Genomic DNA, 15,086 nt, shown 5'->3' on the forward strand with positions numbered 1-15,086 from the left:
TCACCGGTCTTTTGGGCTTTGCGAGCACGCCGCAACAATGAAACTTAAACCCGGAAATTCTGCAGAGGCAGGGCCTCCGGCGTTCGAATTGATTGCCTCATCCGGCGCATCTTGCCAGTTTCACCAGCTATTGACGCCACGGCCGGTTAATATCTGCGACTGCTTGCACAGAAGGATGTGGAGCACGAGCTCCTTCGAGGACGATTTCATGACGGTCTTGCACCAAGGCAAAAACTTCGGCAAGTTCGTTGCGTCTTGGGAGAGGGCAACAACAATGAAATTAGCTTGCGTAGGCATGATGCCGGTCGCGGCAATGGTGATTTGCGCAAACTCGTTCGTTCCAACCGCCGCCCACGCTAACTCGGTTGCCTTCGATTATGGATATCAGATGGCGGCTTATTTGTTTTGCTCTCAATCGATCTATAACGACAGACGTTTTGGCGACTTTCTTGTTGAGGGTGGGAAGTATGACAAAACGAAAGAGTACAATCGTGGCGTTGCCGCTCTGAAAGCCGGGCTCAAAGGCCCCCACCCTAGGAAAGTGTGCTTCGATGCCGCCCGCGCCAGCGGTTGGTGGACCGACCGCTGACGGCTTTCGAACTCGGTCTTTAGTTGGTTGCTTATCGGCTTCGGCTCACCGCCAATCGGCAGGCCGTCGAAGCCGTGCAACCATGCCTCGGCACGCTCGCTGTCGCGGCGCTGGCAATCCGGCTCCACGATTGACGTCCGGGGACGGATCTCGAAAGCCGGCGACTCGGATGTGCGGCGTGCGCTCTGCGAGGCGGTATCGGGTCTGGTGATCCGCTTCAAGGGCAGGGACAAGGTCAAGAGCTGGGGTGAGGCGACCGCCAAACGCTCCTGCCACTGCAGAGCCAGCATCGCGGTGGCCCCGCAAGCTGGCGGTGATCATCATCGCCTTTGAGAACCTCTTCGCCATGGAACCGGGTCAGTGCCGGTAGACCCCGGCCGAGGTGGCGCAGACGGTTAAGGCGGTCGGCCATCCGAACTTGGTGGCGCTTATCGATTTCAGTCACGCCTATATTGAATCCACCCATCGCGACCTGAACTTCCGCGAGCAGCTGCGGGCCATGGCGCCGGTGGCAGGGCACCTGCATGTCCATGGTTCCTTCGGGGCGCCCGTCCCCATCGAACCTACCTCCTGCAAGAGGATGCAGCACTAGGTTTGGGCGACCTGCACATGCCGCTCGGCTGGGGCCATATCGACTGGGATGACATCTTCAGTGAGTTGGTCTTCTTGCCGGGACCGTCCTAATCATGGAAATCGGACCCAGATATCCCAATGAGCAGCCTAACAGCCTGGCCCGGGCAAAAACCTTATCGCCTTGAACAATCGCGCTGAGCGCGGAGCGGCGGAGTAGGGTCGGAACCGGCGGAAACTGACACCTGCTTTGGAACAAACCGGTGCTTGAACAAGGAGGAGCGGCGGACCGGCTCGAAGGTCCGCCGGTCCTGGCTCTTTCAGATCACAAGGAACGAACCTGCTGCAAGCGACAGACCTGGAGAGAGCGTGGCGAACTGTATTTGAGCTGCGCCGCCGATCCCGTCGCTGTCGAAAGAGAGCGCTCCGGTTGAACTGTTGTAGATGATATGGTCGGAGCTGTCATGCGCGGCCGTGCCAGCGAAGAAAGCATCGGATGAAAGGCCACCCAGCTTTAGGCCGGCAAAAACCGCGTCGTCGAGTTGGATCTTGTCCTGGAGCTTGTTGAAGTCGGTGATCCTGTCGATATTGCCGGCCCCAAGAGCGCTGTTGAACACGAATGCATCATTGCCCCCGTTACCGGTCAAGATGTCGGCACCGCCGCCACCGTTGATGATGTTCGCGCCGGCGTTGCCCTGGATGGTCTGGGCAAAGGTGTTGCCCGTCAGGTTGATTGCAGACGTACCGGACGGGCTGGTGGTGGCGAGAAGCTCGATCTGTGAACTGGCCGAAAGCGCATGGCTCACAGCAGCGAACACCCTGTCGGTACCGCCGCCGACCGCCTCGTAAACTCTGTCGCCGGCATTGTCCACATAGTAGGTATCGTTGCCGCCATAGCCGACCATCGTATCAGCGCCACCGCCGCCATTAATGACATTGGCGCCGGCATTGCCCCCGATGCTCTGGGCGAACTCATTGCCGGTGAGGTTGATTGCCGATGTGCCCGACGGGTTGGTAGCAAGAAGCTCAATCTGCGAGCCGGCCGAAAGCGTATGGCTCACAGCAGCGAACACCCTGTCTGTACCGCCGCCCGCCGCCTCATAAACTCTGTCGCCGGCATTATCTACATAGTAGGTGTCGTTGCCGCCATAGCCGACCATCGTATCGGCGCCACCGCCGCCATTAATGACATTGGCGCCGGCGTTACCCCCGATGCTCTGGGCGAACTCATTGCCGGCGAGGTTGATTGCCGATGTGCCCGACGGGTTGGTAGCAAGAAGCTCGATCTGCGAGCCGGCCGAAAGCGTATGGCTTACAGTAGCGAACACCCTGTCTGTACCACCGCCCACCGCCTCGAACACCCTGTCGCCGGCATTGTCTACATAGTAGGTGTCGTTGCCGCCATAGCCGACCAACGTATCGGCCCCACCGGCGCCGTTGATGACATTGGCACCGGCATTGCCCTGGATAGTCTGGGCGAACGCATTGCCGGTCAGGTTGATCGCCGTGGTGCCGGACGGGCTGTTGGTGGCGAGAAGTTCGATTTCCGATCCGGCCGCAAGCGCATGACTTACGGAGGCGAATGCTTTGTCGGTACCGCCGCCCGCAGCCTCGATCTCCTTGTCGCGGATGTCATCGACATAATAGGTGTCATTGCCGCCATAGCCGATCATCGTGTGGCCGCCGGCCCCGTGAAACACATCGTCGCCGCTGGTGCCATACAAGGTGTCGCTTGTGTCGACGGGAGGCGGAGCGGTCCCCGTCGTTGCAAGGTTGTGTTCCCGGAAAACGGCCTGCAGTTCCGAAGAGCTCTCCAACGCTGTATCGCCTCGCTGTGAACCCCAGGCGTACGCGTAGTCGAAGGCGGGTGACGGAACCAGCTTGGCCCAGTGCTCCATCATGATTTCCATCTGGGCGGCGGTGGGCACCACATATTTGCCACCCATATCGGTGTTATACTCGCCACCTCCAAACGCCTGGTAGCCCGGAACGATCTGGCTAGTCGGGATGCCCGATGCCTGAGCGGCGGCAACGAACTTATCGATCATGTTGTAGTCGACCGGGCCATCCGTGCGGACCGGATAGACATCTATGCCGTAGTAATCGATACCCGTATTGGCGGGATTGTACGTGCCCCTGAAATCCGGATTCGCCGACGTCCCCAAGCTCATCATCGTGATGTAGGTCTTGGCGCCTGGAAAATGCTCATGGATCCAGTCGGATTCTGCCTTCAGATTTGCGGCAGAGGCGTAGGTACCCCATTGGCCGGTGGGATCCGGCTCGTCAACCAGGAAGAACCCAAATACGTTCGGATTGCCGAGGAAAGGAGTAACCTTGTCGATAAAGGATTGGGTTACTCCGTTGGCCTCGTCGAGGTAGACCAAGCCTTTCATGCCCTCCGGCAGCTCGTTGACCTGGTCAACATATTGCACGCTAGCCAGATTGAATCCGGCTTTTGCAATGTCCGTTCCCGATCCACCTGACGTGTAATGGAGAGTCGCCATCCATAATCCCTCATTTTGATTCGATAGCGCCCCGCGGATGCCTGCCTACTAGAAGGTGTATATTAGCGCCAAATCACATACCTGCACGCCCTGATAGAATGGTTGATCGGTGGCGGGATTCTCACGTTGCGGCGAAAAATATACTTACGGATAGTCGACATTGTGCGATAAAAGCAAATTTAACTTCAGAGATGCCTAGGTTGTTTTCCGAGAGATGCTTATTGATATTTATACTACATTCTACTTGTTGCTGAAAGCACAAGATAACATGATCGCTGCCGTTTAAAAAAAATTGAATTTTATTAAAATTAGTTTGATGATTGCGCCGGTTGCTACCAGAGAGGCGTTGGAGGCGCTGACTTATTTGAAGAAAAGCGACAAAAAATCCGATGTTTTGGATTATAAAAGTCTCAAACTATAAGATCGAACGCCAAACCGTGGCAGAAAAACTGCTTTTCTCCACAAGATGCATTTGACTGCCGGCCAATTGAGCCGACATTAAACTAAGATGCCAGCCGGATCGCGCCCTCTGCCGGAGACACCAATTTGTTGTGGACAGATATCGCAGATACCAGTCCGCGACCAAGATGTCTGCAACTGAGGTTACGACTCGGGGGATCGTCAGAATTGGAGAACTGGCTGGGGCGCCAGGATTCGAACCTGGGAATGTCGGTACCAAAAACCGATGCCTTACCACTTGGCGACGCCCCAACAGCCGGAGCGTGCCCGCTGTGCGCGCGGCCTTATAGGACGAGCCGGGAGAAAGCTCAATGCCGACATATCGACTATGCGCGACCGATTCACCAGTTTTGCAATCGTCACTTTGAACTGACCTAGTCACCCCACACCGCCATTTCATTGCCGGCTGGAACTGGCTGCCGCCGGGGAATGAAAAGATCGGCTTGACGATGGTGCCGCCGGCATTTTCGACGGCGCTTAATGTTTCCTCCAGCCTTTCGGAATAGAGCACGGGCAGCGGCTTGGCCGGCGCATCTTGGCCATCCGCCTGAAAACCGCCGTCCAGCCCTTCGGCAAAGGCTGAATAGGTCGGCCCGTAATCGGTGAACGACAATGAGAAGGCCGCGTGTAGAAAGCCTTCACGCTGTCCAGCGTTCCGCCCGTCGCCGGCATTTCCAGATAATCTAGCTTTCCGGTCATTCTCATCGCTCTACTTTTGTTCTCGTTATGTTCTACGACAAAGCTTTCCAAAAAGCAACTCTTTTCGGCGCCGCTTTTCCTTAATCGATTGTAGAGGCCGGCCGGCTTGGTCGATGCCTTGCCTTTCGCACTGCAGCATCATATCGCTCGATTCCAATATTTCCAATCTCCTGCAACCGGGGAGCAAGCATGACCAAATGGGTGTACACCTTTGGCGACGGCGCCGCGGAAGGCCGTGCCGGCGACCGCAATCTGCTCGGCGGCAAGGGCGCCAACCTTGCCGAAATGTGCAGCCTGGGCCTGCCGGTGCCGCCAGGCTTCACCATCACCACCGAGGTCTGCAACGCCTATTACGCCAACGGCCACGCCTATCCGGCCTCGCTGGAAGCGGATGTGGCGGTCGCCCTCGATCACATCGGTCGGCTGACCGAGCGCCGTTTCGGCGATCCGTCGAAACTGCTTTTGGTGTCGGTGCGCTCCGGTGCCCGCGCTTCCATGCCCGGCATGATGGACACCGTGCTCAATCTCGGCCTCAACGACGAGACGGTCGAAGCCTTGGCCGCCGATTCAGGCGATCCGCGCTTTGCCTATGACAGCTATCGCCGTTTCATCCAGATGTATTCCGACGTCGTCATGGGCCTCGACCATGAGGTCTTCGAGGAGATCCTCGAAGACCAGAAGGGTGGGCTCGGCCATGAGCTCGACACCGAGCTAACAGCCATCGAATGGCAAGGCGTAATCGCGCTCTTCAAGGCCAAGGTCGAGGAGGAGCTCGGCAAGCCGTTTCCGCAGGATCCGAACGAGCAGCTGTGGGGCGCCATCGGTGCGGTGTTTTCCAGCTGGATGAACAACCGCGCGATCACCTATCGGCGCCTGCACGACATTCCCGAAAGCTGGGGCACGGCGGTCAATGTCCAGGCCATGGTCTTCGGCAATATGGGCGACACCTCGGCCACCGGCGTTGCCTTCACCCGCAATCCGTCGACCGGCGAAAAGCAGCTTTATGGCGAGTTCCTGGTCAACGCCCAGGGCGAGGATGTCGTTGCCGGCATCCGTACGCCGCAGAACATCACCGAGGCGGCGCGCATTGCCGCCGGTTCCGACAAGCCGTCGCTGCAGAAGCTGATGCCTGACGCCTTCCAGGCTTTCGTCGGCATCTCCGACCGCCTGGAAAAGCACTACCGCGACATGCAGGATCTCGAATTCACCATTGAACGCGGCAAATTGTGGATGCTGCAGACCAGGTCAGGCAAGCGCACCGCCAAGGCAGCGCTGAAGATTGCCGTCGACATGGCCAGGGACGGGCTGATCTCGAAGGAGGAGGCCGTCGCCCGCATTGATCCGGCCTCGCTCGACCAGTTGCTGCATCCCACGATCGATCCGAAGGCGGCGCGCGATATCATCGGCGTCGGCCTGCCGGCCTCGCCGGGTGCTGCCACCGGCGAAATCGTGTTTTCCTCGAACGACGCCGAGGAGGCCAAGACACAAGGCCGCAAGGCGATCCTGGTGCGCATCGAGACCAGCCCCGAAGACATCCATGGCATGCATGCGGCCGAAGGCATCCTGACGACGCGCGGCGGCATGACCAGCCACGCCGCTGTTGTGGCGCGCGGCATGGGTAAGCCTTGCGTTTCGGGCGCAGGCTCGCTGCGCGTCGACTACAAGGCCGGCACGCTGATGGCGATGGGATCGACGTTCCGCAAGGGCGATATCATCACCATCGACGGCGGCAACGGCCAGGTGCTGAAAGGCGCGGTACCGATGCTGCAGCCGGAACTCTCGGGCGATTTCGCCGCCATCATGGAGTGGGCCGACGGCGCGCGCCGCATGAAGGTGCGCACCAATGCCGAGACGCCGCTGGATGCGCGCATGGCGCGGTCCTTCGGCGCCGAAGGCATCGGTCTTTGCCGCACCGAACACATGTTCTTCGACGGCGACCGCATCGTTGCCATGCGCGAGATGATCCTGGCCGATACGGAAAAGGATCGGCGAACGGCGCTGGCCAAGCTGTTGCCGATGCAGCGCTCGGATTTCCTCGAACTGTTCGAGATCATGGCCGGGCTGCCGGTGACGATCCGCCTGCTCGATCCGCCGCTGCACGAATTCCTGCCCAAGACCGAGGAGGAGGTGGCCAAGGTCGCCGCCGCCATGAATGTGTCGCCGGACAAGCTCCGGCGGCGCACCGAAGCGTTGCACGAGTTTAATCCGATGCTCGGCCATCGCGGCTGCCGGCTTGCCGTCTCATATCCCGAAATCGCCGAGATGCAGGCACGAGCCATTTTCGAGGCGGCCGTGGAGGCCGGCAGGAAGGCCGGCGCGCTGGTGGTCCCCGAAATCATGGTGCCGCTGGTCGGGCTGGTGAAGGAGCTCGACTTCGTCAAGGCACGCATCGATGCGGTCGCCAAAAGCGTAATGGAGGAGACCGGTGTCAGGATCGACTATCTGACCGGCACGATGATCGAACTGCCGCGTGCCGCGATCCGCGCCCAAATCATCGCCGAGGCGGCCGAATTCTTCTCCTTCGGCACCAACGATTTGACCCAGACCACCTTCGGTATCTCGCGCGACGACGCGGCCTCGTTCCTCGAGACCTACCGGCAAAAAGGCATCATCGAGCAGGATCCGTTCGTGTCGCTCGACATAGAGGGTGTCGGCGAGCTGGTGCGGATGGCGGCCGAAAAGGGCAGGGCGACGCGGCCCGACATCAAGCTCGGTATTTGCGGCGAGCATGGCGGCGACCCGGCCTCGATCCATTTCTGCGAAAAGGTCGGCCTCGACTACGTCTCGTGCTCGCCATACCGGGTGCCGATCGCCAGGCTGGCCGCCGCGCAAGCGGCGGTGCAGGCTGCAAAGAACGGCCGCGGATAGGAGTTGGAGTCCACCGGCATCTGACCTTACCAATTTGTAACCGAATTCACGTGAACGTGCGTCTGTCGGCTCCAAATCCCGACATCGTTTCTGCCCAGTTTCCGGCCCCCGAACCCGCCCCGGTGCCAGAAACAGATGTTGCAGAACCCGCCCACGCACGTCCGCTCGATTCTCATCCTCCAGACGAAATTCATCGGCGATCTTGTCCTCGCTTCCGCGCTCGCCAGAAACCTGCGCCTCCAATATCCAAAGGCCAGGATAGTGTTCCTTTGCGAGGCGAACTTTGCCAGTTTCCTGTTGGCTCATGGCATCGCCTCGGACGTGGTGGCGTTCCGGCGCGTACGGATGCGTGGCACCCCTGTGCAGCGTGGTCGCGAGCTTTACGCGATGGTGCGCGCTCTGCGCCGGTTCCGGTTTGACCTGACCATCGACCTGGCCGATTCCAAAACCTCACGCATCATCGTCAGGCTCGTCAACGCCAAGACCCGCGTCGGATATGATCCTCCCGAAAAACCGTTGCGCTGGCTGGAACGCCAGCCCGCCAACGTCCTAGCCAAGCCGTTTGGCTTTGGTGGCCAGCATTATCTCTACCGCTATCTTTCGCCGCTTGAGGCGCTTGGCGTGGAGTTGCGTGCGCCGGTCCCAACGATTGAGCCGCTGCCGCTGGAGACCGCCAGAGCATTGGCGCTTCTCGACCGGCATCATCTCCGGCGTAACGCCTTCATAGCCGTTCATGCAGGAGCGAGCTTCCGGGGGCGGCAATGGCTGCCGGAACGTTTTGCGCTGGCGATCGACGAGATCTCGCGGCAGACCGGGTTGGACTTCCTGCTTGTCGGCGGCCCCGATGAACGGGCATCTGCCGAGCGCATCGTCGCCAAGGCCGCTTCGCCGGTCGTCAACGTGGTCGGGGCGCTGTCGCTGGCAACGCTGCTGGCGGTCCTCGGCCAGGCACGCCTGTTTCTGGGAAACGAGAGTGGCCCGATGCACATGGCCGCCGCCGTCGGAACGCCGGTTGTCGGCCTGTTCGGCCTGACCGACCCGGCCGTCTGGGGGCCTGTCGGCGTGGCCAGTGTTACGCCGCGGCCCTCCATGCCTTGCGAGTGCATAGCCAGGGACCTGTGCCGCCGACCCGATCCGAGCAAGGCTTGCTGCGTCTGGCGACTTGAGGTCAAAGCGGTGGTCGACGCAGTGCTCGCGATCCTTTCACGTAAGGTTAAGGACGTGGAGCACGCATTGTGACCTCGCGCTTGCCAAAGGTCAGGCCGGCGGTCAAATTGCCGCTGCCGACGCTTTTGCAGGGGCATCGTCCCGATTTCCGCCTTGATGGCGGTCTTGGGGTCGCCGCTTCAACTTTGATCCGGCCGACCTGGAAATAATCGATGCGCCCGTTCCAAAAGTATTTTTGCGCCATTGCGATATCGCTGTGGGCTGTTTCTCCTGGCAACGCCCAGTTGCTCGTCGCACCGACGCTGCACATCAAGACCGAGGCGGGCGGCGGCCGCGTCGCGCTGACGCTCGATGCGTGCGGCGGAAGGACCGACACACGGATTCTCTCGGCGCTGGTGGAAAACAAGATTCCTGCCACCATTTTCGTCACCGGCATCTGGCTGAAGCACAACGCCGCCGCCGTCGAGATCATGCGGGCGCATCCCGAACTGTTTGAATTGGAAAACCATGGCGGCCGCCATATCCCGACTGTCGACACGCCGCAAAAGATCTACGGCATTCGCAGTGCCGGCAGCCCGGAGGCCGTGCTGGCCGAGGTCGAATCGGGTGCTGCCGCTCTTGCCGTGACCGGCGAACCGGCGCCGAAATGGTTTCGCGGCGCAACCGCCGAATACAGCCCGTCGGCAATCGCGATGATACGCAAGCTTGGTTTCAAGATCGCCGGATTCTCAATCAACGGCGATGGCGGCTCATTGCTCGGCGCAAACGAGACCGCCCGGCGCATTGCCGCGGCGAAGGACGGCGACGTCATCATCGCTCACATCAACCAGCCGACCCATGCGGCCGGCGAAGGCGTGGTGCAGGGACTTCTGGCGCTGAAGGCCAAGGGCCTCACCTTCGTGCGTCTCGACGATGCCGACGGCGTCGGCGATGAAGGCACCACCGACTGATCAGTCGGGCGTGGCCTCGATGGTCACCTTGTTCGGATAGAACGCGCCGTGGTCGCGGATATCGGCCATCTCGTCGAACGGCCGCTCATAGGCCCACATCGCATCCTTGCCTGCATCGCCGGCGGGCAGCGCGCTCCAATAGCTGGCATCGCCCTTATAGGGGCAATGGGTCGAGTGTTCGGTCTTGCCAAGCTGCTTGAAGTCGATGTCGCCGAACGGAATGTAGAAAACCGGGGGGTAGGGCGATTCGGTCAGCACTTTGACCTTGTTGGACGAAGCGATGACGACATCGCCGGCGCGCACCGTCACGGTGCCCTTGTAAGGCTCGACTGTGATGACCTTGCGCGGATTCTGCTGAAAGCCGGGTGACGGGTTTGCGATCTGGTCCATATCGGATCTCCTTGCCTCTACCCCAAGATGTGTCTGGCAAGAGCCTTGCGCAATAGCTGCCTGCCACCAGGCGGGCATCGCCCCACGGGGGCAAGTCTCGCGCTTTCCTCCGATACCTCGCCTAGAATTAGGCGGCGGCCTGGAATGCGTCCATCAGCCCGGCATAGGCGGCGGCAATCCCGGCCACCGGGTTGGTGCTTTTCGAGGTGGTCTCGACCTTCAGCGCACCACCGCTGGTCGGCAAGGTGAGCAGCAGGAACTGGCGATTGCCGGCATCGCCGACCGATGCGGCGGCGACGTGCTGGGCTTCGCCCTCGTTCTCGACGCACATCTTGAACAAGAGTGTGCCGCCGACCGCCTCGAGAGCGCCGCCAACGACCTCGACGAATTCATCTTCGGAAACGGTTTTGGCGCCGGGAACCAGATCGGCCGGCGCCACGTCGGCCGCCACCAGATCGGCCAGGCTTTCGGCAAGCGTATTTTCGAGGGCTTTGTCGTCGAGCTGCGCGTCCATGCGAACCTCTTTCATTCGCCAATCGCGCCCCGCCGTTAATCAACGTTAACGCCGAGCATGGCCGGATTGTGGCGAATTCGGCCTCAATTGGCTCCATGCCCCGCTCCAGCCCGATCCTGGCTGGACAATCCGCCGGTTCGTCCCACAATGGCGAAAAAATAACGGGAGGAACAAGATGCTCGGGCTGATGCAGGAATGGCCGCTGCTTTGCCATAAGCTGATCGACAATGCCGAGAGGCAGCACGGCAGCCGCGAAATCGTGTCGCGTTCGATCGAGGGGCCGATCGTGCGCAGCACATATGCCGAAATCCATGATCGTGCCCTGAAGGTCGCCGAGCGGCTCGAACGTGACGGTTTCGGGCTTGGCGACCGCATCGCGACCCTGGCCTGGAACACCGCGCGCCACATCGAGGCCTGGTACGGCATCATGGGTGTCGGTGCCATCTATCACACGCTCAACCCGCGGCTCTTTCCCGAGCAGATCACCTGGATCATGAACAATGCCGAGGATAAGGCGATCTTCGTCGACCTGACCTTCCTGCCGCTGCTCGAAAAGATCGCCGGCGCGGTCAAATCGCTGAAGCGGGTTATCGTGCTGACCGACAAGGCGCATTTGCCCAAGACTGCGCTTCCCAAGGTCGTCGCCTATGAAGAATGGCTTGCTGAAGCCGACGGCAACTTCGGCTGGAAGACATTCGATGAAAACACCGCCGCCGGCATGTGCTACACCTCTGGCACCACCGGCGACCCGAAAGGCGTCCTCTACAGCCATCGTTCGAACGTGCTGCACGCCATGATCGCCGCGATGCCGGACGCCATGGGCCTGTCGTCATGCGATACCATTTTGCCGGTCGTGCCGATGTTTCATGCCAACGCCTGGGGCCTTGCCCAGAGCGCGCCGATGATTGGCGCCAAGCTGGTCATGCCCGGCTGCAAGATGGATGGCGCTTCGCTCTACGAGCTGCTCGACACCGAGCAGGTGACCTTCAGTGCCGCCGTGCCGACGGTGTGGATGATGCTCCTTCAGCATCTGGAAGAGACCGGCAAGAAACTTCCCTATCTGCAGAAAGTCGTCATCGGCGGCGCGTCCTGTCCACGCGCGCTCACGATGAAATTCCAGGACAATTACGACGTCCAGGTCGTCCACGCCTGGGGCATGACCGAGATGTCGCCGCTCGGCACGCTGTGCACCCTGAAGCCGGACTATGCCGGGCTGAAGGGCGAGGCCCGCCTCGGCGTCCAGCAGAAACAAGGCTTTACACCGTTCGGCATCGAAATGAAGGTGACGGACGACGCCGGCAACGAACTGCCATGGGACGGAAAGACCTTCGGCCGGCTCAAGGTCCGCGGGCCGGCCATCGCGCGCGCCTATTATGGCGGCATCGGATCCGAACAGTTCGATCAAGACGGCTGGTTCGATACCGGTGACGTCGCGCATATCGACCCCGGAGGCTATATGCAGATCACCGACCGCGCCAAGGACGTGATCAAGTCGGGCGGCGAATGGATCTCGACCATCGAGCTCGAGAACCTCGCGGTCGGCCATCCCGATGTGGCGGAGGCCGCCGCCATCGGCATTCCGCATTCGAAATGGGGCGAGCGGCCTTTGCTCGTGGTCGTGCGCAAGCCGGGCAGGGAGCCGACCAAGACGGATATTCTCGCTTTCATGGACGGCAAGGTGGCGAAGTGGTGGATGCCGGACGACGTCGCTTTTGTCGGCGAAATCCCACACACCGCTGCCGGCAAGATCCAGAAGATTACCTTGCGCCAGCAGTTCCGGGATTATCACCTGCCGACGGATTGACCGGAGATGCGGCGTCTTTGCGTCTTCAAGCCGCCGCTGAAAGGCACTATGCCTGTGTTCGGGTTGGCGCAGCGCGGAAACCAAATGACGGGAATTCCCGAGCGACAAACGTCGAGGGCTGCCGGTTGGTCGCGGCGCGCCGGCGCGTTTTCGGCAGTCCTGCTGCTGACGGCTCTCATCGGCCATCGCTATGACCTCGTCGAGACCCAAGCTTTTCTATGGGTGCTTGGCATTGTCGCCTTGCTGGCCGCGTTTGCGCTTTTGTTTGCCGGGTTTGCCTTCGCGCGATTGTGGAACTTCGGTGATCGTGGCGGCCAAGACCTGACCGCCGGCGCCTTGCTGGCGTTTCTGGTGCTCATCCCTTACGCTGTCGGGGCCTATTGGGCGGCGACCTATCCGCCGCTGCGCGACATCTCGACGGATTTCGACGACCCGCCGGCGCTCGATATTTCTACCCGGACAAAGGATATGAACGAGCTTTTGCCGCCGACACCCGGCGAGCAGCGCCTGCAAATCGAAGCTTATCCGCTTGTTACCGGACGCAGCTACACCTTGCCTTTCGATCGCGTTCTGGAGGCGGTCAAAACGGTGCTCGATCGGCGCGGCTGGCAGCTCACGGCGCCGTTTCCAGACGCAGCAGGGCAAAGCGACGTGACGGTCGATGCGCTGGCCAAGAGCTTGCTGCTTGGTCTTCCCGCCGATGTCGCCGTCCGCGTGACCGATGACGGCGATGCGGTCATCGTCGATATGCGCTCGGCCTCGCGTTACGGCCGCTACGACCTTGGCGACAATGCAGCGCGCATCACCGATTTCCTTTCCGAACTCGACCAGGAAGTCGCCGGCCAGGTGGGCGTGGCGCCGGCGGAATGATATCCGAAGTGTGCTACGTTGCCGGCGAATAGATGCCGTCGATAGCCGGCGCGCCATCGGTGTGGACCAGGCCGCGCGCCACCAGGTCTTCCAGATGAGCAAGCACCGACAGGCCGGCCGCGCCATGCAGGCGCGGGTCGGTGTCTCGATAGATCGCGTCCACCATGTCCTTGATTGTCCGGTCGCCGTTGTTGATCCGCTCCAGAATTGCGCGTTCGCGCATTTTTCGATGCGTTTTCAATCCGCGCATGAAGCTGCGCGGCTCGGTCACCGGCCCACCATGACCGGGCAGCAGCAGCCGGTCGTCACGTTCGATCAGCCGATCGAGCGATGTCATGTACTCGGCCATCGCGCCATCCGGCGGCGCGACGATCGTGGTTGCCCACGCCATGACGTGATCGGCCGAGAAAAGGATGCCGGTTCCCTCCAGCGCGAAGGCCGCGTGATTGGCGGTATGGCCGGGCGTCAGCACCGTCCGGATCGCCCAGCCGTCGCCGTCGATCACCATATCGTCCGGCAGCGCGATATCAGGAACAAAGTCGGTGTCGGCGCTGGCATCGAGTGGATTGACCTCGCCGGTGCGCAACGGCCGCGCCGGGCGATGCCGGCCCTCCGCCAGAACCACCGCACCGGTATGCTGCTTTAACCGCGCCGCCAGCGGCGAATGGTCGCGATGCGTGTGGCTGATGAAGATATGGCTGACCGGCTTGGTCCCGATCGCTTCGAGCAGTGTTCGAAGATGTGCCTCGTCATCCGGTCCGGGATCGATCACCGCCAGCGTCTCGCGCCCGACGATATAGCTGTTGGTTCCGTGAAAGGTGAACGGGCTTGGGTTCCTGGCGGTGACGCGTTGAATACCAGGCGCAACGGCTACGCCCTGGCCATAGGCCGGATCGAAGCGTGTATCGAATTTCAGCGCCATGCGAACGTCGCGACCTTTTTTGGGGCGAGGGCAAAACCGATTGCCGCATAGCACGGAAGCCAATATAGGAAAACGCAAGGCCGCGTTCGGCGGCAATCCGGAACGGGGAAGACCATGGCAATTGCAACGACGATGCGTCCGCTCATTTCTCTCGCTTTGCCTGAAAAGGGCGCGGCCCGGCTGGCAGGACAGCTTTTGCTGGCGATCGCCGGAACGTTGCTGCTGATCTTGTCTGCCAAGACCAAGGTCATGCTCGGACCGGTAGACATCTCGATGCAGACGCTCGCCGTCTTCCTGATCGCTGCCTCCTTTGGCATGCGCCTTGGCGTCGCCACGCTGCTTCTCTACATGGCCGAGGGCGCGTTGGGCCTTCCGGTCTTCCAGAGCACGCCCGAAAAGGGCATCGGCATCGCTTACATGCTCGGTTCGACCGGCGGTTATCTAGCCGGCTTCGTCGTCATGGCGGCGATCGTCGGCTGGGCTGCCGACCGCGGCTGGGATCGCCATCCTATCAAGCTCTTCAATGCCATGCTGGTGGCCGAGATCGTCATGATGGCAATGGGCTTTGCCTGGCTGGCGCTGTTGATCGGCCCGGAAAAATCCTGGCAGTTCGGGGTGTTGCCCTTTATCGTCGGTGATCTGATCAAGGTTGCGCTGGCCGCGAGCCTGGTGCCGGCTGTCTGGTCGCTGTTGAAGCGTTCGTGAAGCCGGTCGAGCGGTGATAACCTGTTCTGCGCGACAGTGATTTTTCGCCGTAGTTGGTGTGGCCGTGCAGGATCT

11 protein-coding genes, 1 tRNA gene and 3 pseudogenes are annotated in these 15,086 nt (G+C 60.9%); 9 read left to right on the plus strand and 6 right to left on the minus strand.

The window, feature by feature from the left end; genetic code table 11:
• Positions 1–208: 208 nt before the first annotated feature.
• The 3 genes and pseudogenes from NKI70_RS03030 to NKI70_RS03040 all read left to right on the plus strand — a co-directional run.
• Positions 209–589 carry a hypothetical protein gene (locus NKI70_RS03030; RefSeq protein ID WP_352724184.1) on the plus strand — a complete coding sequence of 127 codons (381 nt, stop codon included), beginning with the start codon at positions 209–211 and terminating at the stop codon, positions 587–589.
• Positions 590–691: 102 nt separating this feature from the next.
• A pseudogene (locus NKI70_RS03035) lies at positions 692–917 on the plus strand (transposase); the annotation flags it as partial.
• Positions 912–1,347, plus strand: a pseudogene (locus NKI70_RS03040) (TIM barrel protein); the annotation flags it as partial. The pseudogenes NKI70_RS03035 and NKI70_RS03040, both read left to right, overlap by 6 nt.
• 132 nt (positions 1,348–1,479) lie before the next feature.
• Here NKI70_RS03040 and NKI70_RS03045 read toward each other — a convergent pair.
• From NKI70_RS03045 to NKI70_RS03055, 3 genes and pseudogenes are all read right to left on the minus strand, one after another.
• Positions 1,480–3,663, minus strand: a complete 2,184-nt coding sequence (locus tag NKI70_RS03045; protein ID WP_352724186.1) for a calcium-binding protein — start codon at positions 3,661–3,663, stop codon at positions 1,480–1,482.
• Between the two features lie 636 nt (positions 3,664–4,299).
• Positions 4,300–4,374, minus strand: a tRNA-Gln gene (locus NKI70_RS03050).
• Positions 4,375–4,496: 122 nt separating this feature from the next.
• Positions 4,497–4,827 (minus strand): annotated as a pseudogene (locus NKI70_RS03055) (VOC family protein).
• A gap of 183 nt (positions 4,828–5,010) precedes the next feature.
• Between NKI70_RS03055 and ppdK the strand changes: the two are divergent.
• The 3 genes from ppdK (at position 5,011) to NKI70_RS03070 (ending at position 9,806) form a co-directional block, all read left to right on the plus strand.
• Positions 5,011–7,689, plus strand: a complete 2,679-nt coding sequence (gene ppdK / locus NKI70_RS03060; RefSeq protein WP_352724188.1) for a pyruvate, phosphate dikinase — start codon at positions 5,011–5,013, stop codon at positions 7,687–7,689.
• 135 nt (positions 7,690–7,824) lie between these two features.
• Positions 7,825–8,928 (plus strand): glycosyltransferase family 9 protein, encoded by a 1,104-nt coding sequence (locus tag NKI70_RS03065; RefSeq protein WP_352724190.1) that lies wholly within the window; start codon positions 7,825–7,827, stop codon positions 8,926–8,928.
• Between the two features lie 140 nt (positions 8,929–9,068).
• The gene (locus NKI70_RS03070) at positions 9,069–9,806 is read left to right on the plus strand and encodes a polysaccharide deacetylase family protein (protein ID WP_352724192.1); all 738 of its coding nucleotides are present in this window, start codon (positions 9,069–9,071) and stop codon (positions 9,804–9,806) included.
• Here the strand turns inward: NKI70_RS03070 and NKI70_RS03075 are convergent, their stop codons facing one another.
• Together NKI70_RS03075 and NKI70_RS03080 are read right to left on the minus strand one after the other, a co-directional pair.
• Positions 9,807–10,196 carry a DUF427 domain-containing protein gene (locus NKI70_RS03075; RefSeq protein WP_352724194.1) on the minus strand — a complete coding sequence of 130 codons (390 nt, stop codon included), beginning with the start codon at positions 10,194–10,196 and terminating at the stop codon, positions 9,807–9,809.
• 127 nt (positions 10,197–10,323) lie between these two features.
• Entirely contained in the window at positions 10,324–10,710 is a 387-nt protein-coding gene (locus NKI70_RS03080) for a hypothetical protein (RefSeq protein WP_352724196.1), read from the minus strand.
• Positions 10,711–10,885: 175 nt separating this feature from the next.
• Between NKI70_RS03080 and NKI70_RS03085 the strand changes: the two genes are divergently transcribed.
• Together NKI70_RS03085 and NKI70_RS03090 are read left to right on the plus strand one after the other, a co-directional pair.
• On the plus strand, positions 10,886–12,514 hold the full coding sequence (locus NKI70_RS03085; RefSeq protein WP_352724198.1) for a fatty-acid--CoA ligase: 1,629 nt from the start codon (positions 10,886–10,888) through the stop codon (positions 12,512–12,514).
• Between the two features lie 84 nt (positions 12,515–12,598).
• Entirely contained in the window at positions 12,599–13,384 is a 786-nt protein-coding gene (locus NKI70_RS03090) for a DUF1499 domain-containing protein (protein ID WP_352724199.1), read from the plus strand.
• Positions 13,385–13,397: 13 nt separating this feature from the next.
• On the opposite strand, the gene NKI70_RS03095 is transcribed toward NKI70_RS03090, so the two are convergent.
• Positions 13,398–14,306, minus strand: a complete 909-nt coding sequence (locus tag NKI70_RS03095) for an MBL fold metallo-hydrolase (protein ID WP_352724201.1) — start codon at positions 14,304–14,306, stop codon at positions 13,398–13,400.
• Positions 14,307–14,420: 114 nt separating this feature from the next.
• Between NKI70_RS03095 and NKI70_RS03100 the strand changes: the two genes are divergently transcribed.
• The gene (locus NKI70_RS03100; protein WP_352692391.1) at positions 14,421–15,011 is read left to right on the plus strand and encodes a biotin transporter BioY; all 591 of its coding nucleotides are present in this window, start codon (positions 14,421–14,423) and stop codon (positions 15,009–15,011) included.
• Positions 15,012–15,086: the final 75 nt, after the last annotated feature.

The sequence above is a fragment of the Mesorhizobium sp. M0500 genome, assembly GCF_040321165.1.
Classification (GTDB): domain Bacteria; phylum Pseudomonadota; class Alphaproteobacteria; order Rhizobiales; family Rhizobiaceae; genus Mesorhizobium.

What these genes read in the sequence shown, in the direction of transcription:
- NKI70_RS03030 (WP_352724184.1), top strand. Translation starts at nt 209, where the DNA reads ATGACGGTCTTGCACCAAGGCAAAAACTTCGGCAAGTTCGTTGCGTCT.
- NKI70_RS03045 (WP_352724186.1), bottom strand. Translation starts at nt 3,663, where the DNA reads ATGGCGACTCTCCATTACACGTCAGGTGGATCGGGAACGGACATTGCA.
- ppdK (WP_352724188.1), top strand. Translation starts at nt 5,011, where the DNA reads ATGACCAAATGGGTGTACACCTTTGGCGACGGCGCCGCGGAAGGCCGT.
- NKI70_RS03065 (WP_352724190.1), top strand. Translation starts at nt 7,825, where the DNA reads ATGTTGCAGAACCCGCCCACGCACGTCCGCTCGATTCTCATCCTCCAG.
- NKI70_RS03070 (WP_352724192.1), top strand. Translation starts at nt 9,069, where the DNA reads ATGCGCCCGTTCCAAAAGTATTTTTGCGCCATTGCGATATCGCTGTGG.
- NKI70_RS03075 (WP_352724194.1), bottom strand. Translation starts at nt 10,196, where the DNA reads ATGGACCAGATCGCAAACCCGTCACCCGGCTTTCAGCAGAATCCGCGC.
- NKI70_RS03080 (WP_352724196.1), bottom strand. Translation starts at nt 10,710, where the DNA reads ATGGACGCGCAGCTCGACGACAAAGCCCTCGAAAATACGCTTGCCGAA.
- NKI70_RS03085 (WP_352724198.1), top strand. Translation starts at nt 10,886, where the DNA reads ATGCTCGGGCTGATGCAGGAATGGCCGCTGCTTTGCCATAAGCTGATC.
- NKI70_RS03090 (WP_352724199.1), top strand. Translation starts at nt 12,599, where the DNA reads ATGACGGGAATTCCCGAGCGACAAACGTCGAGGGCTGCCGGTTGGTCG.
- NKI70_RS03095 (WP_352724201.1), bottom strand. Translation starts at nt 14,306, where the DNA reads ATGGCGCTGAAATTCGATACACGCTTCGATCCGGCCTATGGCCAGGGC.
- NKI70_RS03100 (WP_352692391.1), top strand. Translation starts at nt 14,421, where the DNA reads ATGGCAATTGCAACGACGATGCGTCCGCTCATTTCTCTCGCTTTGCCT.